Here is a 21970-nt window from a genome sequence, read left to right as displayed (position 1 = left end):
GGGCACGGCAGGGGGTCCGGTGGACCGTCCGGTGGACGGGGACAGCGGGGGTGCGGCGGCTCAGGTGTGCAGCCAGGCCGCCGTGTCCTGGGGCAGCCGGCCCTCGTCGTCCAGGGGGCCGCTGGTGAGCAGGAGTTCGCGGTGCGCGGGCAGGTCGGCGGGGGCCGCGGCGAGGTTCACCACACAGGTGGCGCCCTGCGCGCGGGTGAAGGCGAGAACGCCCTCTGGGGCGGGCAGCCAGGTCAGCGGGCCGTGCCCGAAGGCGGTGCGCAGCCGGATCGCCGCGCGGTAGAGGGCGAGCATCGAGGCGGGGTCCCGCTGCTGCCGGTCGGCGGCGTAGTCGGCCCAGCCGGCCGGCTGCGGCAGCCAGGGCTCCTGCCGGGATCCGAAGCCCGCGTACGGCGCCTCGGCCACCCAGGGCAGCGGCACCCGGCAGCCGTCGCGGCCCGGGTCGGTGCCGCCGGAACGGACGTACATCGGGTCCTCGATGCGGTCCACCGGTATGTCGGCCTCGGGCAGGCCCAGTTCCTCGCCCTGGTAGAGGTAGACCGCGCCGGGCAGGGCCAGGGACAGCAGCGCGGCCGCCCGGGCGCGCCGGGTGCCCAGGGCGAGGTCGGTCGGGGTGCCGAAGGCCTTGGCGGCGAAGTCGAAGCCGGTGTCGACGCGGCCGTAACGGGTGACGGTGCGGGTCACGTCGTGGTTGCAGAGCACCCAGGTGGCCGGGGCGCCCACCGGGGCGTGCTCGGCGAGCGTCGTGTCGATCGAGTCCCGCAGCCGCCCGGCGTCCCAGGGGCAGGACAGGAAGGAGAAGTTGAAGGCGGTGTGGAGTTCGTCGGGGCGCAGATAGCGGGCGAAGCGCTCCGGGTCGGGCAGCCACACCTCGCCGACGAAGACGCCGTCGTAGGCGTCGGCGACGGTGCGCCAGGAGCGGTAGATGTCGTGGAGTTCGTCGCGGTCGACGAACGGGTGGGGGTCCTGTCCCTCGGTGAGGTCCGGCAGCGTGGAGTCCTTGGCGAGCAGGGCCGCCGAGTCGATGCGGACACCCGCGACGCCCCGCTCGAACCAGAAGCGCAGGATGTCCTCGTGTTCCTGACGGACCGCCGGGTGGGCCCAGTTGAGGTCGGGCTGCTCGGGTGTGAACAGGTGCAGGTACCAGTCGCCGTCGGGCAGCCGGGTCCACACCGGTTCGGTGGAGCCGGCGAACTGGGACGGCCAGTCGTTGGGCGGCAGTTCGCCGTGCTCGCCGCGCCCGGGCCGGAAGTGGAACAGCGCGCGCTCTGGGCTGCCCGGTTTCGCGGCGCGCGCGGCGCGGAACCAGGGGTGCTGGTCGGAGACGTGGTTCGGTACGACGTCGACGATGGTGCGGATGCCCAGTTCCCGGGCCTCCGCGATCAGCTTCTCCGCCTCCGCGAGGGTCCCGAAGGCCGGGTCGATGACCCGGTAGTCGGCGACGTCGTAGCCGCCGTCCTTCATCGGCGACAGGTACCAGGGGTTGAACCAGAGTGCGTCCACGCCGAGTTCGGCGAGGTAGGGGAGTTTCGCGCGGACTCCCGCGAGGTCCCCGGTGCCGTCTCCGTCGCCGTCGGCGAAACTGCGCACGTAGACCTGGTAGATGACGGCGGAGCGCCACCAGTCGCTCTGGTCGCGGGCCTGGGTGGGCTGTCCCACAGTGCGTGCCTTTCTGTCGAGGGGGCCGTGTCAGCCCTTGGTGCTGCCGGCGCTGATCCCGGCGATGATGTGCCGCTGGAAGACGAGGAACAGGGCGACCATGGGGATGCTGGCGATCACCATGGCGGCGACCAGCACGGTCAGCTGGATGTTCTGGGACAGCTGGACCAGGGCCACGCTGATCGGCTGTTTGTCGGTGTCGGAGAAGACCATCAGCGGCCACAGGAAGTCCTGCCAGACGGCGACCAGCGCGAAGATGGAGACCACGCCGAGGACGGGGCGGGACATGGGCAGCACGATGGACCACAGGGTGCGCAGCTTTCCGGCGCCGTCGATCTCGGCCGCCTCCAGCACGTCCCGCGGGAGCTGGTCGAAGAAGCGCTTGAGGAGATAGAGGTTGAAGGCGTTGGCGACGGCCGGCAGCCAGATCGCGAGGGGGTCGTTGAGCAGGCTCGTGTGGATCAGCGGCAGATCGGCGACCGTCAGGTACTTCGGTACGACCAGGGCCTGGGCCGGGACCATCAGGGTGGCCAGGATGCCGCCGAGTACCACCTTGCCGAAGGCGGGTCTCAGTTTGGACAGGGCGTAGGCGGCGGCCGTGCAGAACACCAGCTGGAACGCCCAGGCGCCGGCGGCCTGCACCACGGTGTTCCACAGGTGCTGGGGCAGCTGCATGAGGTCCCAGGCGTCGGTGAAGCCGTCGATGTGCCAGCGTTCGGGGACGAGGGTGGGCGGGGTCCGTGCCACCTCGTCCGGCGACTTCATCGCGCCGGTCACCATCCAGTAGACGGGGAAGAGGAAGGCGAGCGCGAAGAGCACGACGGTGCCGGTGAACACGGTCCAGTAGAGGGCCTTGCCGCGCGGCCGGGCCAGCACGGACGGGGAGACGAGGGTCCGGGTGCTCATGCGTCCCCCTCCGAGCGGGTGAGCCTGAGATAGACGGCGGAGAACGCCCCGAGCAGGACCAGGAGCATCACGCTGAGCGCGCAGGCGCCGCCGAAGTCGTTGTAGAGGAAGGCGTACTTGTAGATGAGGTACAGGACGGTGACCGTGGCGTTCTCCGGGCCCCCGCCCGTGATGACGAACGGCTCCGTGAACACCTGCATGGTGGCGATGATCTGAAGGAGCATCAGCATGAGGATGACGAACCTGGTCTGCGGGATCGTCACATGCCGCACGCGCTGGAGGAGACTCGCGCCGTCCAGTTCGGCCGCCTCGTACAGCTCGCCGGGGATGGACTGGAGAGCGGCCAGGTAGATCAGCACGGTGCCGCCCAGGTTGGCCCAGGTCGCCACGATCACCAGGGAGACCAGGGCGGTGTCGGCGCCGTTGGACCAGGTGGAGGTCGGCAGGTGCACGAAGCGCAGCGCCTCGTTGGCGAGGCCGGCCCCCGGGTCGTAGAACCACTTCCACAGCAGGGCGCTGACCACCGGCGGGATCATCACCGGCAGGTAGACCACGACCCGGAAGAAGGCTTTGGCGTGCCGCAGTTCGTTGAGCACCAGGGCGAGGACGAACGGGATCGCGAAGCCGATGAGCAGGGCGAGCAGGGTGAAGGTGAGCGTGTTGCGCCAGGCCGCCGCGAACTCCGGATCGTGCAGGACCCGGGTGAAGTTGGCGGTGCCGACCCACTCGGGCGGGGAGCCCGGTGTGTACTTCTGGAAGGCGATCACGACCGCGCGGATCGCCGGGTACCAGGAGAACAGGGCGAAGCAGACGAGGCCGCCGAGGAGGAATCCGTAGGCCCGGAGCTGGTCGCTCAGGCGGCGCCGCCCCCGGCCCCCTACCGGGGGCGGCGCCGGAAGGGGGCGTACGGCGAGGGCCGGGACGTCCCGCCGCGCTGCCGTCTTCGTCATCGCGGTCAGCTCCGGGCCAGAATGCCGTCGATCTTGCCGGAGGCGTCCTTGAGGAGCTGGTCGATGTCCGCGTCCTCCTTGGTGAGGACGGCGGAGACAACCCCGTCGAGGACGGAGTAGATCTGCTGGGCGTTCGGCGGCTCGATCTTCATCCGGAGGTTCTGGTTGCCGTCGAGGAAGGCACGGTAGTTCTCCACCGGGACGTTGGCGTTGGCCTTCTTGATCTCCTGGTCCTTGGCGTCGGCCGCTCCGGTGAACAGACGCGGCTCGGGCAGGCCGACCGGGGCGTTGTTCTGCCGGCCGCGGGCGTAGTCGCCGAGGAAGCCGGAGCCCGGCGTGAGGAACATGTGGTCGAGCCACTTGAGTCCGGCCCGGATCTGCTCGGGCGTGGCCTTCTTGTTGAACATGTAGCCGTCGCCGCCGATGAGCGTGGCCTTGCCGCCGGGCATCGGGGCGAGCGCCAGGTCCTTGTAGTCGCCGCCCTTCTCCTTGACGAGGATCGGGATGTTGTCGGGGGCGGCGAGGTACATGCCGAGCTTGCCCGAGCCCATCATCTGCTGCACGTCGTTGATGATGAGGAGCTGCTTGCTGCCCATCGAGTCGTCGCTCCAGCGCATGTCGTGCAGGGTCTGCAGGACGGCGTGGCCCTCGGGGGTGTCGACGGTGGCCTTCTTGCCGTCGGCGCTGACGACGTCGCCGCCCTGTGAGTACAGCTCGGCGGTGAAGTGCCAGCCGCCCTGGTTCTGGGCGCTGTAGTCGGCGTAGCCGACGGTGCCGCCGCCGAGCGCGGCGATCTTCTTGGCGTCGGCGCGTACCTCCTGCCAGGTGGCCGGCGGCTTGTCGGGGTCGAGGCCCGCCTTCTCGAAGAGCTTGCGGTTGTAGATCAGGCCCATCGAGTAGCCGGTGCGCGGGATGCCGTAGACCTTCCCGTCGACGGTGTAGATGTCGCGCAGTTGCTTCTGGATGGTCTCGTAGCTCTTCAGCTCCTTGACGTACGGGGTGAGGTCGGCGGCCTGGTTGATGTCCACGACGTGTCTTGCGTCGGTGAAGTAGGTGTAGAAGACGTCTTCCATCTGACCGCCGGCCAGTTTCGCGTCGAACGTCTTCGGGTCCTGGCAGGGGAAGGCGTCGTGTGCGACGACGTCGATGTCCGGGTTCTTCTTCTCGAAGGCGGCGATGTCCTCCTCGAAGAACTTCCGGTCGACCTTGGCGCTCTTGGGCGGCTCGCAGTTGACGGTGATGCGGGTCTTGCCGCCGGCCGACTCGTCGTCGGACGACCCGCAGGCCGAGGCGGCGAGGGCAAGGGAGGAACAGACGCCGATCGCGACAAAGGTGCGGCTCAGGCCGGTGCTTGACATCGGTGGACCCCTCTGGACAGGAGCTGTGGGCGCCGCACACTCAAGCACCGGCGACAGCGCTTCGCAAGATGTCGCGCAGAATCTGTAATTATTCGACAGCAGATGGGATCTGCTGGATCTCAGGCACGCGGCGCTTGCGCGGTGGAGCCGCGGACCACCAGTTCCGGCTCGAACAGCAGCTCATCGGCCGGTACGGAGGTGCCGCCGATCTGCGCGTTGAGCAGCTCGACCGCGGCCCGGCCCATCGACTCGATGGGCTGGCGGACCGTGGTGAGCGGCGGTTCCGTGCAGTTCATCAGCGCGGAGTCGTCGTAGCCCACGACGGAGACCTGTGCGGGCACGTCGAGCCCCTTGCGCCGGGCGGCCCGTACGACGCCCAGGGCGAGCGGGTCGCTGGCGCAGATGAAGCCGGTGACCCCGCGGTCGATCAGCTTGGCCCCGGCCGCGTGGCCGCCCTCGATGGAGAAGATCGCCCGGGCCACGTGCGCGTCGGGCAGCCCGCCCGCGAGGGCGCGGGCGGCGGCGAGCTTGCGCGCCGAAGGAACGTGGTCGCCCGGCCCGAGCACCAGGCCGATCCGCTCGTGCCCGAGGGAGGCCAGATGCCGCCACGCCTGCTCCACGGCGACCGCGTCGTCGCACGACACGCCCGGGAAACCGAGGTCGTCGATGGCCGCGTTGACGAGCACCACCGGGATGTTGCGGTCGGCGAGCTGCCGGTAGTGGTCGTGCGGCGCGTCCGCCTGCGCGTACAGGCCGCCGGCGAACACCACGCCGGAGACCTGCTGTTGCAGCAGCAGCTCGACGTAGTCCGCCTCGGAGACCCCGCCCTTGGTCTGGGTGCACAGCACCGGGGTGAGCCCGAGCTGGGCCAGCGCGCCCCCGATGGCCTCGGCGAACGCCGGGAAGATGGGGTTCTGCAGCTCGGGCAGGACGAGGCCGACGAGCCGGGCCCGTTCGCCGCGCAGCTGGGTGGGCCGCTCGTAGCCGAGGACGTCGAGGGCGGACAGCACCGCCTGCCGTGTGGCCTCGGAGACTCCGGGCTTGCCGTTGAGCACCCGGCTGACCGTGGCCTCGCTGACCCCGACCTTCTTGGCCACTTCCGCAAGTCGTCGCGTCATGCCCGCAAGGGTAGCGCAAGTTACGCAAGCCGCTTGCGTAGGAGACCTGCGGGAGCCCCGCGCATGCTGCCCCGCCTCGCCGACGGTCCCAGGGTTCCCGGGGGTCCTGGGTTCCCGGGGCCCCGGGTTCACGTGGGTCCCGGGGTTCCCCGAGGTCCCGAGGTTCACCTGCGTTCCGGCGTTCACGGTGGTCCCGAGGTTCACGGGTCCCGGGGCTCCGGGAGGTCTCGGCGTTCACGGTGGTCCCGGTGTTCACGGGCAGTTCTGGGGATTGCCGGGGTCGCCGGGCGTCAGGGGGCCAGGCGGTTCTGGTGGGCCGGGCGATTCCGCGAGGTCCGGGGTTTCCGGCGTTCCCCGCCCGTCCCCGGCCTGTGATCGCACTCGTCGCCGTCATGGCCGCCGCGGGCCCGCTGCACGTCTGGCTTGCGCAGCGCAACGTCGTGCGGACCGCGGCGGAGCAGCCCGCCGGGTGGGACCGCCGTGGAAGATTCGGTTCCCGCGCGCGGAGGGGCGGTGGCGCGGGCCTGCGCGGACCGGGAAGTGGCCCACGCGTTCCACGCCACCCTCTCCCCATCCGACCGGCGCGCGCCACGACTTCCCCACGACGACGCCCGCGCTGCTCGTCGCGTCCGGCCACCCCACCGAAGACCGGAACCACCCACCCACGGAGGGCTGCGAGCGCCGCGCGGCCGGCGTCGGCGGGCCGGCACTCTCCGAACCGCTAGATCCGGCTCTCGGTCGCCGTGTCCGATGACAGGCGTTGGGCGAGGTAGATCGGGATCACCGAGAGCAGGACGAGCACCGCCGCCACCACGTTGACCACCGGTGCCTGCTGCGGCCTGGTCATGTTCTCGAAGATCCACAGGGGCAGGGTCTGGATGCCGGGCCCCGCGGTGAAGGTGGTGACCACGATCTCGTCGAAGGAGAGCGCGAAGGCGAGCAGCCCGCCCGCGAACAGCGCGGAGCGCACCAGCGGGAAGGTGACGTCGACGAACGCGCGGAAGGTGTGCGCGCCCAGGTCCATCGCCGCCTCCTCGTACGCGGCGGAGGTGCGCCGCAGCCGGGCGACGACGTTGTTGAAGACGATCACGATGCAGAAGGTGGCGTGCCCGACGACCACGGTGAACAGTCCGAGCCCCACACCCAGCGGTTCGAGGACCGTACCGAAGGCCGAGTTGAGCGCGATGCCGGTGACGATGCCGGGCAGCGCGATCGGCAGGACGACCACGAAGGAGACGGTGTCCCGCCCGAAGAACCGGTGCCGGGCCACCGCGAAGGCGATCAGCGTGCCCAGCACCAGCGCGACGGCGGTGGCCCCGAGGCCCGCCCTGACGGACACCCACAGCGCCGCGCGTGCCCCCGAGTTGTGCCAGGCGGCCGACCACCAGCGGCCGGTCAGCCCGGGCGGCGGCCAGCTCGCGCTGCGGTCCGGGTTCAGCGAGTTGACGAGGACCAGCAGCAGGGGCACGTAGACGACGGCGAAGCCGAACCCGGCGGCGACGCGCAGCGCGATCCGCGCGGTACGGGAGAGTTGCACGGCGGCTCCTCTACAGGCTGCTCAGCGCGCCGGTGCGGCGCATCGCCAGCAGGTACAGCACGATGACGACGACGGGGACGGTGCCGAGCGCGGCGGCCATGGGCAGGTTCAGTTCGATGTTGGAGTAGACGAGGTTGCCGATGAGCTGGGTCTTGCCGCCGACGATCTGCACGGTGATGTAGTCGCCGAGGCTGAGCGAGAAGGTGAACACCGATCCGGCGGCGACCGACGGCAGCACCATCGGCAGCACCACGGAGCGGAAGGTGCGCCAGGGGCGTGCCCCGAGATCGGCGGAGGCGTCGAGCAGTCGGTCGGGCAGCCGGGCCAGCGCCGTGTGGACGGGCAGGATCATGTACGGCAGCCAGAGGTAGGTGAGGGTCAGCACGGTGGCCCGGAGTCCGAACCCGGGGCCGCCGAGCCCGAACGGCGCCAGCATCCAGTCGGCGAGCCCGCCCTGGGACAGGATCAGCCGCCAGGCGTACACCTTGACCAGGTAACTCGCCCACAGCGGGGTGAGGATGGCGACGACGAGCAGCGGGCGCCACCGCGGGCGGGCGACCCGTGCGGTGTAGCAGGCGACCGGGAAGGCGATCACCGCGCACAGGGCGGTGACCGCGAGGGCCACGCCGATGCTGCGCAGGATCACCTGCCGGTAGACGGGGGTGGTCAGCAGCGTGTGGAAGGTGTCGGTCGACCAGACCTTCACCACCTCGGAGGTGAAGGAGTCCGTCGTCCAGAACGCGGAGACGAATAGCACGGCCAGCGAGCCGAGGTAGAGCACGGCCAGCCACAGCAGCGGGGCGCTGAGCAGCAGGGCGAGACGGAGGCGGGGGCGGCGGTGCAGCGCCCCGGCGAGCCGCCCGAGCGGCCCGGGGTCCGGGGCGCTGCGCCCGGGGCCCTGCGCGACGGCGGTCATGGTGTCAGCCCTTGATCTCGGTCCACGCCTGGACCCACCGGGCGTAGGGCACGCATGTCACGTCGGTGCGGCCGTCGAGGCACTGCTCGATGGGCGTGTTCCAGAAGGCGATCCGCTTCCAGTAGGCCGTGTCGGCCGCGTGGTAGGTCGTGCAGAAGTTCTTGTCGGTGGTCTCGGCGCAGGCCCTGGCGTTGGCGGGTGCCTCCCCGAAGTACTCGGCGACCTGGGCGTTGACCTTCGGCGAGACGATCCAGTCGAGCCACTTGTAGGCGCAGTCGGGGTGCTTGGCCTTGGCGGAGACCATCCAGGTGTCCGACCAGCCGGTCGCACCCTCCTTCGGTACGACGGCCTTGACCGCGGCGCCCTCGTCGGCGGCGAGGTTGGCGATGACCTGCCAGGTGGTGCCGACGACGGAGTCGCCGCTCTTGAAGGCGGAGACCTCCTTGAGGTAGTCACCCCAGTACTCGCCGATGTCGGCGTTCTGCTTCTTCAGCAGCGCGACGGCGGCGTCGAACTGCTTCTGGTCGAGCGCGTAGGGGTCCTTGATGCCCAACTCGGGCCGGGTGGCCTTGAGGTAGAGCGCGGCGTCGGCGATGTAGATCGGCGAGTCATAGGCCGTGACGTGGCCCTTGTGGCGGCCGGCGTCGTCGAAGACGGCGGCCCAGGAGGTCGGGGCGGGGGTGACCTTCCGCGTGTTGTACATGAGGAGGTTGGCGCCCCGGCCGTGCGGGATGCCGTAGGCCCTGCCGTCGACGGAGTTCCATGGCTGCATCTTCAGGTCGGCGAAGACGTCCTTGTAGTTCGGCACGAGCGCGGTGTTGACGGGGGCCGCGTCCCCGGAGGCGATGAGACGCAGGGACGCGTCGCCCGAGGCCGAGACCGCGTCGTACTCCCCCGTCTTCATCAGCTTGACCATCTCGTCCGAACTGGCGGCCACCTTGGAGTGCACCTGGCAGCCCGTCTGCTTCTCGAAGCCGCTGACCCAGTCGGCCTTCGGATCGTTGGAGCCGTCCTCCACATAGCCGGCCCAGGCGATCAGATTGACGCTGCCCTCGCTCGCGCCGAGCTTCGTCGGCGCCTTCAGGTCGGGCGGGTTGAGGCCGCCGGCCGCCCGGTCGCCGCCGGAGCCGGAGGAGCCGCAGGCGGCGACGGCGAGGAGCAGCGCGGCGGCGGCCGTCGTCTGGAGGGTTCGGATGGGGCGCACGCGGTTCTCCCTACGTCGGGCGGTTTCAACGGGGGGCGGGCACGTGGACCGTGTGGCGCCGGTGCCACTGGAGGCGGACCCGGGCGCCGCGGTGGGCGGCGACGTCCTCTGCGGTGGTCTGAAGGTTCTGCTGGAGCACGGTGAGCCGGCCGCCGGCGTCGAGGTCGACCAGGAAGCGGGTGGTGTCGCCCAGGTAGACGACCTCAGCGACGGTGCCGGTGGTGGTGGCGTGCCCGGGTTCGTCGGCGACGGCCGACTCCTTCAGCAGGCGGATCTTCTCGGGGCGGATGCTATAGGTGCCGGGGGTGCCGACGACGCGCTGGGCCGCCTCGCCGGCGAGCAGGTTGGAGGTGCCGACGAAGGAGGCGACGAACGCGGTGGCGGGGCGTTCGTAGATCTCGGCGGGGGTGCCGACCTGTTCGATACGGCCCTGGTGGAAGACGGCGATGCGGTCGCTGATCGCCAGGGCCTCCTGCTGGTCGTGTGTGACGAAGACGAAGGTGATGCCCACCTCCCGTTGCAGCGCCTTGAGTTCGGCCTGCATCTGCTCGCGCAGCCTGCGGTCGAGGGCGCCCAGGGGCTCGTCGAGCAGCAGCACACGGGGCCGGCCCACCAGGGCGCGGGCGAGCGCGACGCGCTGGCGCTGGCCGCCGGAGAGCTGGGCGGGACGCCGCTTGCCGTAGCCGTCCAGGCGGACCTCGGCGAGCGCCTTGCGGGCCCGCACGAGGCGTTCGGCCTTGGGTACCTTGCGTATCTTGAGGGCGTAGGCGACGTTCTGTTCGACCGTCATGTGCGGGAAGAGCGCGTAGTCCTGGAAGACGGTGTGCACGTCCCGCTCGAAGGGGGCGCGGCCGGTGACCTCCTGACCGGCCAGTTCGATCCGGCCCTCGGTCGGGGTCTCGAAGCCGGCCACGAGCCGCAGGACCGTCGTCTTGCCAGAGCCGGACGGGCCGAGCATCGAGAAGAACTCCCCGTCCCGGACCTCCAGGTCGATCCCGGCCACGGCGGTCGTCTCGCCGAAGGACTTCCGCAGTCCCTGCAGCCGGATCGCGCTTCCCTCCATGGGCGGGAACCTTTCTGGCGCTCGCGGTCGTTGCCCAGAAACATATGAAGTCATAGTTCAAAGCTCAAGACCGCCTCGGGGTAAAGCCTGGGTCAATGCGCAGGGTGGTGACCGTGAAACAGCAGGGGTACGGCGGCGGCGCCCGCCGCGCCGTCTTCGCCCCGGTGGACAGCCGGGCCCGGGTCGACGCGGTCGTCCACCGGCTCGGTGACGCCATAGAACTCGGACTGCTCGCCGACGGGGAGCAGTTGCCCGGCGAGAGCGAACTGGCCGGCCGGCTCGGGGTGTCCACGGTGACGCTGCGGGAGGCGCTGATGGCGCTGCGCCAGCAGGGCCTGGTCACCACCCGGCGGGGCCGTGGCGGCGGCAGCTTCGTCTCGCTGCCCGAACTCCCCGGCGCGGACCGGCTCCGGGCCCGGCTGCGCGGCTGGAGCACGGAGGAACTGCGCGACCTCGGCGACCACTGGGCGGCGCTGTCCGGCGCGGCGGCCAGGCTCGCGGCGCGGCGCACCGAGCCGGACGACCTGGCCCCGCTGCGCCGCACGGCCGGGGAACTGGCCGGGGCCGCGGGCCCGGCGGCCCGCAGCCGGGTGTACGGCCGCTTCCACGTGGAACTCGCGGCGGCGGCCCAGTCCGCCCGCCTCACCCGGGAGCAGGTCGCCCTGCAGACGGAGGTCGGTGCGCTGCTCTGCCTCGTGCTCGGGGACGACGAATATCGTGAAGAAGTCGCAGACCGTCAGCTCCGCGTGATCGCGGCCGTGCAGGATGGGGCGCACGCCTCGGCCGGTTCGCTGGCCGAGCGGTGCGTGCAGGAGTCGACGGCGCGGCTGGTCGCGGTGCGGCTCACCCTGTAGGGACCCGCCGGTCCCCGTCCGCTGGAGGGCGCCATGCGCAGCAGCCACGGACCCGTCGGCGCCGCGCCCGGCACGCTCGACACGCGGGCCGAGGAACGGGTCGCGGCCCGGGTGGGCGCGGTGCTGGAGGCGGTCTTCGACGCCGTCGCGCAGACCCGCGCCGACACGGCCGAGTTGCTGACCCGCGTCGCCGCGCGGGGCCGGCCGCCGGTCTGCGCCGATCTGGCCGCGCTGCGGCCGGGACTGCATCTGCGGCTCGCCCGGCAGGAGTTGGTCTGCGGCATCGGCTTCATCGCCGCGCCCGGCCTGCTGGGCGACGTACCGGCCTGGCTTGAGTGGTGGCAGACCAGCGCCGAGGGGGACGTACGGCCGCTCGCGCCGCTGCTCGATCCCGAGCGGTCGGCGTACGCGGACTACACGCACTGGGACTGGTTCGCGCTGCCCCGGGACACGGGGCTGCGGGCCGTGGTCGGGCCATATGTCGACTACCTCTGCTCCGCCGAGTACATCCTCACCCTGTCCGCGCCGGTCAGGGTGGCCGGCCGGTTCACGGGTGTGGCCGCGGCCGATGTCCGCCTGCGTGACTTCGAGGCCGCCGCGCTGCCCCTGCTGCGCCGGCTGCCGGGCCCCGCCCATCTGGTGAACGCCCGCGGCCGGGTCGCGGCCTCCGCGGACCCGGCCCACCTGGCCGGATCGCTCACCAGGGGGCCCGACTTCGCGGCCGTCCTCAAGCGGGCGCGCGCCAAGCGGTCCGGCGCAAGGCGGCTCGTGCCCTGTCGTGGCGTGCCGCTGGTGCTGGTCGTGACGGCGGGCTAGGCGCACGGTGGGCTGAGCCGGCGCACGGCGGACCCGCCCGGCGCCGTCGGCGACCTGAACGCCGGCGGTGCCGGGTCAGGGCTCCGGGGTGGGTACGACGGTCAGATGGGTGGCCGTGCCGGGGGCGCGGCGCGGGCGGCGCGCGGTGACCGCGGGGCGGCGGGGGTCGCGCAGCACGAGCGTGAGACGGATGTAGCCGAGTTCCCGGAGGGTCTTCGGGGTGTCGCTCACGATCCGGCAGTCGGTGGCGCCCCAGCGCGGGTCCGGGTGCAGCAGCGGGCGGACGGCGCCGTCGTGCTCGGCCGCGCCCTCGCCGACCGCGCGGATCCAGTGCGGCAGGCCCTGCCGGAAGGCCGCCTCCATGATCGGGTCCTGGGCGATCTCCCGGCGGATCGCCTGGAGTCCGTGGTCGTGGGCGTACCGCTCCAGGGCGTACTTGAAGTGGGCCAACATCGGCAGGCCCCAGCTCGACTCGTGGTCCCTGAGGACCGTGCCCGCGTCGGGGTGGAACAGGACGAAGCGGAGGAAGTTGTCACCGGGCATGGCCGTGGGATGCGGGCCGATCCCGCGGAACAGCGTCTCGAACGCGCCGTTGGTGAGGACCACGTCCCAGCGGTGGTCGACGACGAGGGACGGGAACGGCACCGATTCGAGGAGCGTGGCGTAGTCCTGGAGGTACGCCTGGGCCTCGCGGCCCTCGGGGACCGGCCGCGGCGCCGGCCGCTGCCCACCTGCCTGATATGCCATCGGGAGGTCACCCCTCTTGCCTATGCGGCCTTCACGCGGCGAAGTGATCCTGCTGCCCCGACGACAGTCGTGTCAACTATCGTGGCATTTCATGGCGGTTGACGGCTGAAATTGGCCACAGTTGTGGCGAGACCTGGATGTGGGTTCGAGGCACGGGCTACCCTCCGGGAAGTTCACGGCAATCTCTGGTGGCAGGGCACTGAATCCCTTGAGAGATGTAGGAGTTCTGTCGGTGACGGATGGCTACGAGGATCCGGGCGCCGCGGCGACCGCCCAGCTGCCGGCCGTCGTCGCCCGCGTCACCGCGCTCGCCGACCGGCTCGGCGTGCCGCACCCCGAAGTCTTCGACGCCCCGCGGCTCTCCGTCGCCTGCGGCGTCCCCGAGCCCGTCGTCAGGGCCCTCCTGAGCGGCCGGTCCGCGGGCGAACCCGATGTGCAGGCCCGCTTTCTGCAACGCCTGGACCTGTTGCGCCGCACCCGGCTCAAACCCAACGGACGCAAGTACACCCAGCAGGAGATCGCCGACGGCGCGGGCATGTCCCGGCAGCAGGCCGGCGCCCTCATCAACGGCGACCGCCGGCCCACCATGGAGCACTGCGACGCCCTCCAGCGCTTCTTCCGCGTGCACGCCGGATTCCTCACCGCGGAGGACTCCGAGGCCGTCGCGGGCGCCCTCCAGCGCACCGAGCAGGAACTGCTGCAAAAGCTCGCCGACCGCGAGCGGGCGGCGGCCGAGGCCGCCGCTGACCCGTTGGAACGGCTGCTGCAGGACCACGGTGTGCGGGGCATCGCCTGGCGCGCCGCGCAGCTCCCCACCGACCAGCACCGGGACAAGGTCGCCGAGTGGCTGGACATGCTCCTGGAGAGCGTCAAGCGGCCCGAGTCGTGAGCCGGGGGAGGAACGTGGGCATCGGCAAGGACATGCGGCGGCTGTGCGGGGCGCTGCTCGGAGAACTGACACTGCCCACGCCTGCCCGTCCGCGGGACCTTTACACCGCCCTGTGCGATGCGATGAGCCGCCGCCGCGGCCGCCCCGTCCACTTCCGTACGGCCGTCTTCCCGACCGATACGGCCAGCGGGCTGTGGCTGGACATGACGGACCAGGACCTCATCGTGGTCGAGGAACGCACCGCGCCCGACCACCAGTTGGTGATCCTCGGCCACGAGCTGTGGCACATGCAGGCCGGTCACCGCGGCCACCAGGTCGGCGGCGCGGCCGTGACCGCACGGCTGCTCGGCGACGGCGTCGGCGACGCCGGCCAGGCCGCCCTCCAGGCGGCGGTGCACCGGGTCGCCGCACGCACCCGCTTCGACCTCCACGACGAGCGCGAGGCCGAGACCTTCGGCCTGCTCCTCGCCAGCAAGTGCCGCACGTGGCTGACGGGTTCGGCGCTGCGCGGCCCCGCGCAACGCGACCACCTGGCGGGCCGGATCGAGGCGTCCCTGGGCTACCGCGGCCCCCAGGGCTGACCCCGCCCCGCCGCACGGCCCGCAGCCGGCCCCAGCGGGTTCCGGCTCGGCCGAGCGGGCGACAACGCGTGTGGACGGACGGCGTTGTCAGTGGCGGACGGCAAGCTGGAGGGGCGCCGCCGGCACGCGCGGCGTACGCGCCGTCCCGGCGCGTGACCGCAGAGCCGACCCGGGGAGAGCCGACCGATGACCACCGCCGTACTGACCGACCGCGAGCGTACCGCCGTACAGTCCTATCTCCGGCTGCTCCATACGGTGCGCGCTGCATTCGACGGCCCACCGGACGGCGGCGGGCCGTTCCTGGTCCCACCCCAGGCGCTCGCCGAGGCGGAACAGGCGCTGACGGACGCGGGACTCGCCGGCAACGAGGAGGCGTTCTTCCGGCTGCTGCACACCTGGTGCCCGCAGCCCTGAGCAGAGGTGCCGCCGCGCCGCGCGCGTCGCGGCCCGCGGCGCCTGGGTGAGACCGCCCGCCGTCCGGACGCAGGGCCGGCGGCGGGCGTCCGGACGGCCCGATCCGGGTTGCGCAAGAACCGACACCCGGCAGGGGGGAATCCGTAACACGCACGTTGCAGACGGGCCTCCGGAAAGCCGTATGATCGCCCCAACACCACCGTCCCGATCTCCCTCAGCACGGGCGGTTCGGTGTCCCTCCCACCACCTTGCCCGGGCACGGGCCGCTGTGCCCTGCCCGAAAACCCCGAAAGGGCGGCCTGCATGCTCTCTCGCGTACGCGTCTGGCTCAACCGCACGTACGCGGAGAACGTGTTCTTCATGGATCAGCTGCGCAGAAACCCGAGCGACCGCGCGGTCGAGATCCACGCCACCCACGGGGACGCCGACTCCCCCGTACTCGCCGCCGCCGACACCGCCGACCTGGAACCCGAGGGCCTGTCCCCGGCCGGGTACGTCGAGTACGCGCTGGACCAGTGCGCCCGGCGCGGCATCGACGTGTTCGTGCCCCGGCTGCACCAGGCGGCCATCGTCGCGCACCGCGGCGAGTTCGAGGCGGCCGGCACGGCGCTGCTGGCGCCGACCCCGCAGGCGATCGCCGTCTTCGAGGACAAGGCGACCGCGTACGAGGCGGTCCGCTCGGTCGGGGTGCCGGTGCCGCCGTTCCAACGGGTCCGGACGGCCGACGAACTCATCGCCGCCGTCGAGGAGTTGGAGGCGGGCGGGCACAGGGCATGCTTCAAACCGGCCTCCGGCGCCGGTGGCGTGGGCTTCCGTGTGATCACCCGCAGCCCCTTCTCGCTGCTGCAGCTCGGCGGGTTCCCCGGGCCCTACGTCCAGCTGGACCTAGTCGTTTCGGCGCTCCGCCGGGCCGAGCACCCGGTGGACTGGCTGGTGATGCCGCGACTGGAGCAGCCGGAGGTGTCCGTGGACTGCCTGACCGGGCCGGACAACCGGGTCCGGCTGTCCGTCGGCCGCACCAAGAACGGCCGTCGCCGCGGGTTCACGCTCCAGGAGCAGTGGCTGGAGCCCGCCCGGCTGATCGCCGAGGGCTTCGGGCTGCACCATCTGTCCAACATCCAGTTCCGGATGTACGGCGACCGGCCGGTGCTGCTCGACGTCAACACACGGCCCGCGGGCGGCCTGTACCAGCTGTCCCTGTGCGGCATCAACGCCCCTTGGGCGGCGGTGCAGTTGGCGCTCGGGGAGGACCCCGGGCAGATCGTGCCGCCGTTCCTCGGGCAGGACTACACGGTGGTGTCGGGGCCGCGTCCGCTGCGGTCCGTTCCGGTCGACCGGCAGCAATCGGAGGAGGCCGAGCCGTTGCCTCCGGCGGTTGCCGCGGCTGTGGTGTTGCCGTTGGGGTGAGTGTGTCCCCGCGGGTCTCGCCCCAGCGACGGGAGGGCGGGGGGCGATCGGGCGGGTGCGGGTTGGTTGTGGCTGGTCGCGCAGTTCCCCGCGCCCCTTACGGGGCGCAGGCCCCCCGTTGGAAATCTGCGGTATGTGGTGGGAGCGCGTCGGCGAACGGGGGGCGGGGGCGATCGGGCGGGTGCGGGTTGGTTGTGGCTGGTCGCGCAGTTCCCCGCGCCCCTTACGGGGCGCAGGCCGATCGTGGTTGGTCGGGGAGATCCCCGCGCCCCTTGCGGGGCGCGGGGTGGCTGTGGGGTTTCAGGTGGTGGTCAGGCGTAGGGTTTGGATTTCGAAGGGGCGTAGGGTTACCGGGACTGTGTTGCCGTGGGTGTTCGCGGGGCCCAGCGGGCGTTCCAGCAGGTCGGTCAGTTGGGCGCCGGCCAGGGGGAAGCCGGTGCGCAGCAGGCCGTCGGCCCGGCCGCCGCGGGACTCGTAGATCCGTACGATCACGTCGCCGGAGCCGTCGTCGGCGAGCTTCACCGCCTCCACGGTGACGCCGTCGCCCTCGGTGGAGACCACCGGCGCCGGGGCACCCGCCGACCGCGCCGACCGCAGCGGCAGGTTGAGCGCGTACCCCTCGGCGACCGCGTCCTCGATGCTCGCGCCGGGGAGCAGGGAGTAGGTGAAGCGGTGCCTGCCCTGGTCGGCGCCGGGGTCCGGGACCCGCGGGGCGCGCACCAGGCTGAGCCGGACCGTGGTCGTCGTCCCGCCGTCCTCGCGGACGGTGCGGGTGACGTCGTGGCCGTAGGTCGAGTCGTTGATGACGGCGACGCCGTAGCCGGGCTCGGCGATGTGCACCCAGCGGTGGCCGGAGACCTCAAAACGGGCCGCCTCCCAGCTGGTGTTGGTGTGGGTGGGCCGCTGGATGTGGCCGAACTGGATCTCGGCGCTGGAGTGCGGTGCCCGGATGTCGACGGGGAAGCCCGCCTTGAGGATCTTCTCCGCCTCGTGCCAGTCGATCTCGGTCTCGAAGTCGATGCGCGGACTGCCGGCCCGTACGGTGATCGTCTGGGTGATCCTGGAGCCCTTGCCGAAGGAGCGCTCCACCCGGATGGCGCCGATCAGCGGGTCCTGCTCGACGACCGTCACCGAGTCCCGCTCCAGCAGGTCGGTGTAGCGGTTGCGGTAGTGCTTGTCGATGTCCCAGGCGTCCCAGTAGTTGGGCAGGTCGGTGTGCAGCCGCAGCAGGTTGCCCCGGCCGGCCAGTACCTCGCGGTCGGCCCGCAGGTCGCGTACGGAGGTCAGGGTGCCGTCCGCGGCGACCTCGACGCGCACCAGGCCGTTGTCGAGCACCCGTTGCGCGACCTCGACCGGACGGGCCGGCGCGTCGGCCCCGGTCAGCTCGGCGCTGCCCTGCGCGGGCACCCGTACGTACACCGGGGTGCCGTCGGCCGTGCGGACCACCTCGGCGCGGTCGAAGGGGCTCGTGTTGAACACCCGTGCCGCCCCGTCGCCGAGCGCGGCCACCGCCTCGGTCGTCAGTGCCTCCAACTCCTGTGCGACGCGGGCGTATTCGGCCTCCGCCTCGCGGTGCACCCAGGCGATGGAGGAGCCCGGCAGGATGTCGTGGAACTGGTGCAGCAGGACCGTCTTCCACAGCCGGTCCAGCCGCTCGTGGGGGTAGGCGTAACCCGGCGCGTGCAGGGCGGCGGTCGTCGCCCACAGCTCCGCCTCGCGCAGCAGGTGTTCGCTGCGCCGGTTGCCCTGCTTGGTGCGCGCCTGCGAGGTGTACGTCGCCCGGTGCAGCTCCAGGTACAGCTCGCCGACCCAGACGGGGGCGTCCTCGTACTCGGCGCGGGCCTTGGCGAAGAACGCGTCCGGGTGTTCCACCTCGACCTTGGGTGAGCCTTCCAGGTCGCGCAGCCGGCGGGCCCGTTCCATGAGTTCGCGGGTGGGGCCGCCGCCGCCGTCGCCCCAGCCGAAGGGCGCCAGCGAGCGGGTGGCGCCGCCCTTCTCCCGGTAGTTGTGGACGGCGCGGGCCATCTCCTCCCCGGTGAGGGCGGCGTTGTAGGTGTCGACGGGCGGGAAGTGCGTGAAGATGCGGGTGCCGTCGATGCCCTCCCACCAGAAGGTGTGGTGGGGGAAGGTGTTGGTCTGGTTCCAGGAGATCTTCTGGGTGAGGAACCACTCGTTGCCTGCGAGCTTGGCGAGCTGCGGATAGGCCGCGGTGTAGCCGAAGGAGTCCGGCAGCCACACGCCCTTGGTCTCGATCCCGAAGTGCTCGATGAAGAACCGCTTGCCGTGGACCAGCTGGCGGGCCAGGGCCTCGCCGCCGGGCAGGTTGCCGTCGGCCTCCACCCACATGCCGCCGACCGGCGCCCACTGGCCGCGTTCGACCGCCTCCTGGATGCGGGCCCACACCTTCGGGTAGCTGTCGCGCACCCACTCGTACTGCTGGGCCTGGGAGCAGGCGAAGACGAACTCCTCGTACTCGTCGGCCAGTGCGGTCACGTTGGAGAAGGTGCGGGACGTCTTGCGCTTGGTCTCGCGGATGGGCCACAGCCAGGCGGAGTCGATGTGGGCGTGGCCGACACCGGAGATGATGTGGGCGCTGGCGTGGGCTGGTCTGGCGAGCACGGGCGCGAGCGCGGCGCGCACCGCGGGCGCCGAGCCGGCGATGTCGTCGAGGTCGAGCTGGTCCAGCGCGTGGTCCAGGGCGTGCATGATCTCGTGCCGGCGCGGCTCGTGCTCGCCCAGCTCCGCCATCAGTTCGCGCAGCACCTGGAGGTCCAGGTCGAGGTGGAAGACGTCCTCGTCGAGGACCGCGAGGTCGGCGCGGCGGAAGGTGTACAGGGGCGCGTCGCCGGCGGTGAGCACGTCGCCGAGCGGGGTCGGTCCTGCGAAGTCGTTCGCCAGGATGTCCGGGTTGGAGGCCGCCTCGACCAGGTAGTCGACCCGCTCACCGCCGCTCGCGGGGTGGGCGATGGGCACATACTGGTTGAGCGGGTTGACCGCCTTCAGCGGGGTGCCGTCGGGCAGGTGCACCAGGGCCTCGGCCTGGTTGCCGGGCCAGTCGCCGACGAAGCCGAGGTCGATGACGGCCTCGACGCGCCGGCCCGCCCAGTCGTCGGGCACCCGGCCGTGCATCCGGAACCAGGTGGTGCCCCACGGCGGGCCCCAGGGGGTGCCCGTGGCGAAGGGCTCGTAGGGGGCGGCCGCGGCCTCCGCGAACGGGACGGGCTCCCCCGGCGCCTGCCAGGCCGCGATGTCGAGGGGCACGGTGGCCGCGTACAGGGCGGGTTTGATGCGCTGGTTGTGGAGGCGCTCCGCGCGCTCCTCGATCCGGCGGCGTTCGTCGTGCATGGGAGTCTCCAGAGAGCAGCGGGGCCGGACGGCGCTTACTTGAGGTAGGCCAGGCCGGGATGGACCTCGGTGTATCCCTCGACCAGCCTGCGGGCCACGGTGACCGAGTCGACCAGCGGATGCAGCGCGAACGCGGTCACGGCCCGCGCCCGGGAGCCGGACTCGGCGGCGGACAGCACCTCGCGCTCGACCGCCTTGACGGCGCAGACCAGGCCGGTGGCGTGCGTGGGCAGCGGGTCGACGGCGACCGGGTGGGCGCCGTTCGCGTCGACCAGGCAGGGCACCTCGATGACGGCCTCGGCGTCCAGCGCGGACAGGGTGGCCCGGTTGCGGACGTTGAGGATCAGGGTGGTGCGCTCGTCGCGGGCGATGGCCCGCATCAGGGCGAGGGCCACCTTCTCGTACCCGCCGGAGAGGTCGTCGGCGTCGCGTTCGCCGGCGCCCGCCGTCTCCCGGTTCTCGGCCATGTACGTCGCCTCGCGCTCGGCCCGGGTGTCTTCCCAGGCCGCCAGGGCCGCGGCGGACGGATCCTTCACCCGTGCGTAGAAGCGCGCCTGCTGGTCACGGAGGAAGGCGCCGCGGGTCTGCCGGGCCTCCTGGTAGGCGCGGACGGTCTCCCGGTTGAAGTAGTAGTAGTGCAGGTACTCGTTGGGGATCGCGCCCAGCGAGCCGAGCCAGTCGGCGCCGAACAGCCTGCCCTCCTCGAACGAGCCGAGCAGCCGGGGGTCGGCGAGCAGGCGCGGGAGTTCGTCGCGGCCTGCGACGCGCAGGCCGCGCACCCAGCCGAGGTGGTTGAGGCCGACGTAGTCGATCCACGCCTGCCGCGGGTCGGCGCCGAGCACCCGGGCGATGCGCCGGCCGAGGCCGACCGGTGAGTCGCAGATCCCGATGACGCGGTCGCCGAGGTGGCGGGACATCGCCTCGGTGACCAGGCCGGCCGGGTTGGTGAAGTTGATGACCCAGGCGTCCGGTGCCAGCCGGGCCACGCGGCGCGCGATGTCCACGGCGACGGGAACGGTGCGCAGGCCGTAGGCGATGCCGCCCGCGCCGACCGTCTCCTGGCCGAGGACGCCCTCGGCGAGGGCCACCCGCTCGTCGTCCGCCCGGCCCGCGAGGCCGCCGACGCGGATCGCGGAGAAGACGAAGTCGGCGCCGCGCAGCGCCTCGTCGAGGTCGGTGGTGGCGCTCACCTCGGGGGCGCCGGGCACCCCGGCGGCCTGTTCGGCGAGCACCCGGGTCACCGCGGCCAGCCGTTCGGCGTCCAGGTCGTGCAGCACGACACGGGTGACCCGGCCCGCTCCGCGGTCCGTCAGCAGCGCCCCGTACACGAGCGGCACCCGGAATCCGCCGCCGCCGAGAATCGTGAGTCTCACACCGTCACCTCTTTCGCCACCAGCACCTCGACGCCGGCGTCCCGCAGCGCGGTCCGGGTCACCGTGTCCACCGGCGCGTCGGTCACCACCATGTCCAGATCCTCCGGGCCGCACACCTTCGCCATTCCGGTGCCGGGGAACTTCGCCGCGTCGGCGAGCAGCACGACCTTGTCACCTGCCCCGATCATGGCCCGCTTGACCGGCACCTCGACCACCGTCGTGTCCATCACCTGGCCGCCCGGCCGCACCCCGCTGGTCCCGAGGAAGAGCCAGTCGGCGTGCAGCTGGCGCAGGTTGTCCTCGGTGAGGAAGCCGACCAGGGAGCGGTACTCGCGGCGGACCATGCCGCCGAGCAGCACCAGTTCGATGCCCTCGTCGTCGGCCAGCTCCTCGTAGACCACCAGGTTGCTGGTGATCACGGTGAGGCGGCGGCCGTGCAGCCGGCGGGCCAGCCGGTAGGCGGTGGTGCCGATGTCGAGCAGCACCGACTGGCCGTCCTGGACGAGGGCCGCGGCGCGCTCGGCTATGGCGTCCTTGACGGACACCCGCACCTCGGCGACCTCGGCGAAGGGCTGGTCGCCCTCCTCGGCGACGGCGCCGCCGTGCACCCGGGTGAGCAGGCCGTCCTCCTCCAGTTTGACCAGGTCGCGCCGGATGGTGGCGGGGCTCACGCCCAGCTGCTCGGAGAGATCGGTCACGGCCGCGGGGCCGCCGGAGCGCAGGGCCCGCAGGATGAGTTGATGTCGTCGTTCTGCCAGCACGACACGCACAGTACTCGTCATCTTCAATCATTTCTATGCTCAGTTCTGCTCAGGTATTGACCG

19 protein-coding genes are annotated in these 21970 nt (G+C 71.9%); 6 read left to right on the top strand and 13 right to left on the bottom strand.

What is annotated here, in order from left to right; translation table 11 throughout:
• Positions 1 to 60 precede the first annotated feature (60 nt).
• The 9 genes from ACIRFL_RS25775 to ACIRFL_RS25735 all read right to left on the bottom strand — a co-directional run bounded on the left by ACIRFL_RS25775 (position 61) and on the right by ACIRFL_RS25735 (position 10720).
• Positions 61 to 1668: a glycoside hydrolase family 13 protein gene (locus ACIRFL_RS25775; protein ID WP_404032731.1), complete on the bottom strand. Its 1608-nt coding sequence runs from the start codon at positions 1666 to 1668 to the stop codon at positions 61 to 63.
• Positions 1669 to 1698: 30 nt separating this feature from the next.
• Positions 1699 to 2574 (bottom strand): carbohydrate ABC transporter permease, encoded by an 876-nt coding sequence (locus ACIRFL_RS25770; protein ID WP_404032728.1) that lies wholly within the window; start codon positions 2572 to 2574, stop codon positions 1699 to 1701.
• Positions 2571 to 3524 (bottom strand): carbohydrate ABC transporter permease, encoded by a 954-nt coding sequence (locus ACIRFL_RS25765; protein ID WP_404032724.1) that lies wholly within the window; start codon positions 3522 to 3524, stop codon positions 2571 to 2573. Before ACIRFL_RS25765 ends, ACIRFL_RS25770 begins: the two co-directional genes overlap by 4 nt.
• Before the next feature lie 5 nt (positions 3525 to 3529).
• Positions 3530 to 4882 carry an ABC transporter substrate-binding protein gene (locus ACIRFL_RS25760; protein WP_404032722.1) on the bottom strand — a complete coding sequence of 451 codons (1353 nt, stop codon included), beginning with the start codon at positions 4880 to 4882 and terminating at the stop codon, positions 3530 to 3532.
• Positions 4883 to 5001: 119 nt separating this feature from the next.
• Positions 5002 to 6000 (bottom strand): LacI family DNA-binding transcriptional regulator, encoded by a 999-nt coding sequence (locus tag ACIRFL_RS25755; protein WP_404032719.1) that lies wholly within the window; start codon positions 5998 to 6000, stop codon positions 5002 to 5004.
• 721 nt (positions 6001 to 6721) lie between these two features.
• Positions 6722 to 7537, bottom strand: a complete 816-nt coding sequence (locus ACIRFL_RS25750) for an ABC transporter permease (RefSeq protein ID WP_404032716.1) — start codon at positions 7535 to 7537, stop codon at positions 6722 to 6724.
• Between the two features lie 10 nt (positions 7538 to 7547).
• Positions 7548 to 8453 (bottom strand): ABC transporter permease, encoded by a 906-nt coding sequence (locus ACIRFL_RS25745; RefSeq protein ID WP_404032713.1) that lies wholly within the window; start codon positions 8451 to 8453, stop codon positions 7548 to 7550.
• A 4-nt stretch (positions 8454 to 8457) separates the two neighbouring features.
• Complete coding sequence (locus ACIRFL_RS25740; protein WP_404032711.1) at positions 8458 to 9657, bottom strand: ABC transporter substrate-binding protein; 1200 nt, start codon at positions 9655 to 9657, stop codon at positions 8458 to 8460.
• A 25-nt stretch (positions 9658 to 9682) separates the two neighbouring features.
• Complete coding sequence (locus ACIRFL_RS25735) at positions 9683 to 10720, bottom strand: ABC transporter ATP-binding protein (RefSeq protein WP_404032709.1); 1038 nt, start codon at positions 10718 to 10720, stop codon at positions 9683 to 9685.
• A 95-nt stretch (positions 10721 to 10815) separates the two neighbouring features.
• Here ACIRFL_RS25735 and ACIRFL_RS25730 point away from each other — a divergent pair, with 95 nt between their 5' ends.
• Positions 10816 to 11574, top strand: coding sequence for a FadR/GntR family transcriptional regulator (locus ACIRFL_RS25730; RefSeq protein ID WP_404032706.1), 759 nt, complete (start codon positions 10816 to 10818; stop codon positions 11572 to 11574).
• Between the two features lie 33 nt (positions 11575 to 11607).
• Positions 11608 to 12390, top strand: coding sequence for a cache domain-containing protein (locus tag ACIRFL_RS25725; protein WP_404032703.1), 783 nt, complete (start codon positions 11608 to 11610; stop codon positions 12388 to 12390).
• 75 nt (positions 12391 to 12465) lie between these two features.
• Here ACIRFL_RS25725 and ACIRFL_RS25720 read toward each other — a convergent pair whose 3' ends face one another.
• Positions 12466 to 13137 (bottom strand): hypothetical protein, encoded by a 672-nt coding sequence (locus ACIRFL_RS25720; RefSeq protein WP_404032700.1) that lies wholly within the window; start codon positions 13135 to 13137, stop codon positions 12466 to 12468.
• Positions 13138 to 13369: 232 nt separating this feature from the next.
• Here ACIRFL_RS25720 and ACIRFL_RS25715 point away from each other — a divergent pair, with 232 nt between their 5' ends.
• From ACIRFL_RS25715 to ACIRFL_RS25700, 4 genes are all read left to right on the top strand, one after another.
• A complete protein-coding gene (locus ACIRFL_RS25715) occupies positions 13370 to 14026 on the top strand; it encodes a helix-turn-helix domain-containing protein (protein WP_404032697.1) in 657 nt (218 codons plus the stop codon).
• Positions 14027 to 14058: 32 nt separating this feature from the next.
• The gene (locus ACIRFL_RS25710; protein ID WP_404032872.1) at positions 14059 to 14607 is read left to right on the top strand and encodes a toxin-antitoxin system, toxin component; all 549 of its coding nucleotides are present in this window, start codon (positions 14059 to 14061) and stop codon (positions 14605 to 14607) included.
• Positions 14608 to 14793: 186 nt separating this feature from the next.
• Positions 14794 to 15021 (top strand): hypothetical protein, encoded by a 228-nt coding sequence (locus ACIRFL_RS25705; protein WP_404032695.1) that lies wholly within the window; start codon positions 14794 to 14796, stop codon positions 15019 to 15021.
• Between the two features lie 303 nt (positions 15022 to 15324).
• Positions 15325 to 16428 (top strand): ATP-grasp domain-containing protein, encoded by a 1104-nt coding sequence (locus ACIRFL_RS25700; protein ID WP_404032692.1) that lies wholly within the window; start codon positions 15325 to 15327, stop codon positions 16426 to 16428.
• A 300-nt stretch (positions 16429 to 16728) separates the two neighbouring features.
• Here the strand turns inward: ACIRFL_RS25700 and ACIRFL_RS25695 are convergent, their stop codons facing one another.
• Genes ACIRFL_RS25695 through ACIRFL_RS25685 form a run of 3 tightly spaced genes read right to left on the bottom strand, consistent with a single transcriptional unit; the run spans position 16729 to position 21907 of the window.
• Complete coding sequence (locus ACIRFL_RS25695) at positions 16729 to 19773, bottom strand: alpha-mannosidase (protein WP_404032689.1); 3045 nt, start codon at positions 19771 to 19773, stop codon at positions 16729 to 16731.
• A gap of 35 nt (positions 19774 to 19808) precedes the next feature.
• The gene (locus ACIRFL_RS25690) at positions 19809 to 21146 is read right to left on the bottom strand and encodes a 6-phospho-beta-glucosidase (RefSeq protein WP_404032686.1); all 1338 of its coding nucleotides are present in this window, start codon (positions 21144 to 21146) and stop codon (positions 19809 to 19811) included.
• Positions 21143 to 21907 carry a DeoR/GlpR family DNA-binding transcription regulator gene (locus ACIRFL_RS25685; protein ID WP_404032869.1) on the bottom strand — a complete coding sequence of 255 codons (765 nt, stop codon included), beginning with the start codon at positions 21905 to 21907 and terminating at the stop codon, positions 21143 to 21145. Before ACIRFL_RS25685 ends, ACIRFL_RS25690 begins: the two co-directional genes overlap by 4 nt.
• Between the last annotated feature and the right edge of the window lie 63 nt (positions 21908 to 21970).

Origin of the sequence: Streptomyces sp. NPDC102462 (genome assembly GCF_044765425.1) — a bacterium.
Taxonomy (GTDB): domain Bacteria; phylum Actinomycetota; class Actinomycetes; order Streptomycetales; family Streptomycetaceae; genus Streptomyces.
Note: the sequence above shows the minus strand (reverse complement) of the source record. Positions and strands in the feature narration are given on the sequence as shown.

Excerpts from the sequence above, each read along its gene's own strand:
- ACIRFL_RS25705 (WP_404032695.1), top strand. The coding sequence starts at position 14,794 with ATGACCACCGCCGTACTGACCGACCGCGAGCGTACCGCCGTACAGTCC.
- ACIRFL_RS25700 (WP_404032692.1), top strand. The coding sequence starts at position 15,325 with ATGCTCTCTCGCGTACGCGTCTGGCTCAACCGCACGTACGCGGAGAAC.
- ACIRFL_RS25755 (WP_404032719.1), bottom strand. The coding sequence starts at position 6,000 with ATGACGCGACGACTTGCGGAAGTGGCCAAGAAGGTCGGGGTCAGCGAG.
- ACIRFL_RS25720 (WP_404032700.1), bottom strand. The coding sequence starts at position 13,137 with ATGGCATATCAGGCAGGTGGGCAGCGGCCGGCGCCGCGGCCGGTCCCC.
- ACIRFL_RS25710 (WP_404032872.1), top strand. The coding sequence starts at position 14,059 with ATGCGGCGGCTGTGCGGGGCGCTGCTCGGAGAACTGACACTGCCCACG.
- ACIRFL_RS25725 (WP_404032703.1), top strand. The coding sequence starts at position 11,608 with ATGCGCAGCAGCCACGGACCCGTCGGCGCCGCGCCCGGCACGCTCGAC.
- ACIRFL_RS25765 (WP_404032724.1), bottom strand. The coding sequence starts at position 3,524 with ATGACGAAGACGGCAGCGCGGCGGGACGTCCCGGCCCTCGCCGTACGC.
- ACIRFL_RS25735 (WP_404032709.1), bottom strand. The coding sequence starts at position 10,720 with ATGGAGGGAAGCGCGATCCGGCTGCAGGGACTGCGGAAGTCCTTCGGC.
- ACIRFL_RS25745 (WP_404032713.1), bottom strand. The coding sequence starts at position 8,453 with ATGACCGCCGTCGCGCAGGGCCCCGGGCGCAGCGCCCCGGACCCCGGG.
- ACIRFL_RS25770 (WP_404032728.1), bottom strand. The coding sequence starts at position 2,574 with ATGAGCACCCGGACCCTCGTCTCCCCGTCCGTGCTGGCCCGGCCGCGC.
- ACIRFL_RS25730 (WP_404032706.1), top strand. The coding sequence starts at position 10,816 with ATGCGCAGGGTGGTGACCGTGAAACAGCAGGGGTACGGCGGCGGCGCC.
- ACIRFL_RS25760 (WP_404032722.1), bottom strand. The coding sequence starts at position 4,882 with ATGTCAAGCACCGGCCTGAGCCGCACCTTTGTCGCGATCGGCGTCTGT.
- ACIRFL_RS25695 (WP_404032689.1), bottom strand. The coding sequence starts at position 19,773 with ATGCACGACGAACGCCGCCGGATCGAGGAGCGCGCGGAGCGCCTCCAC.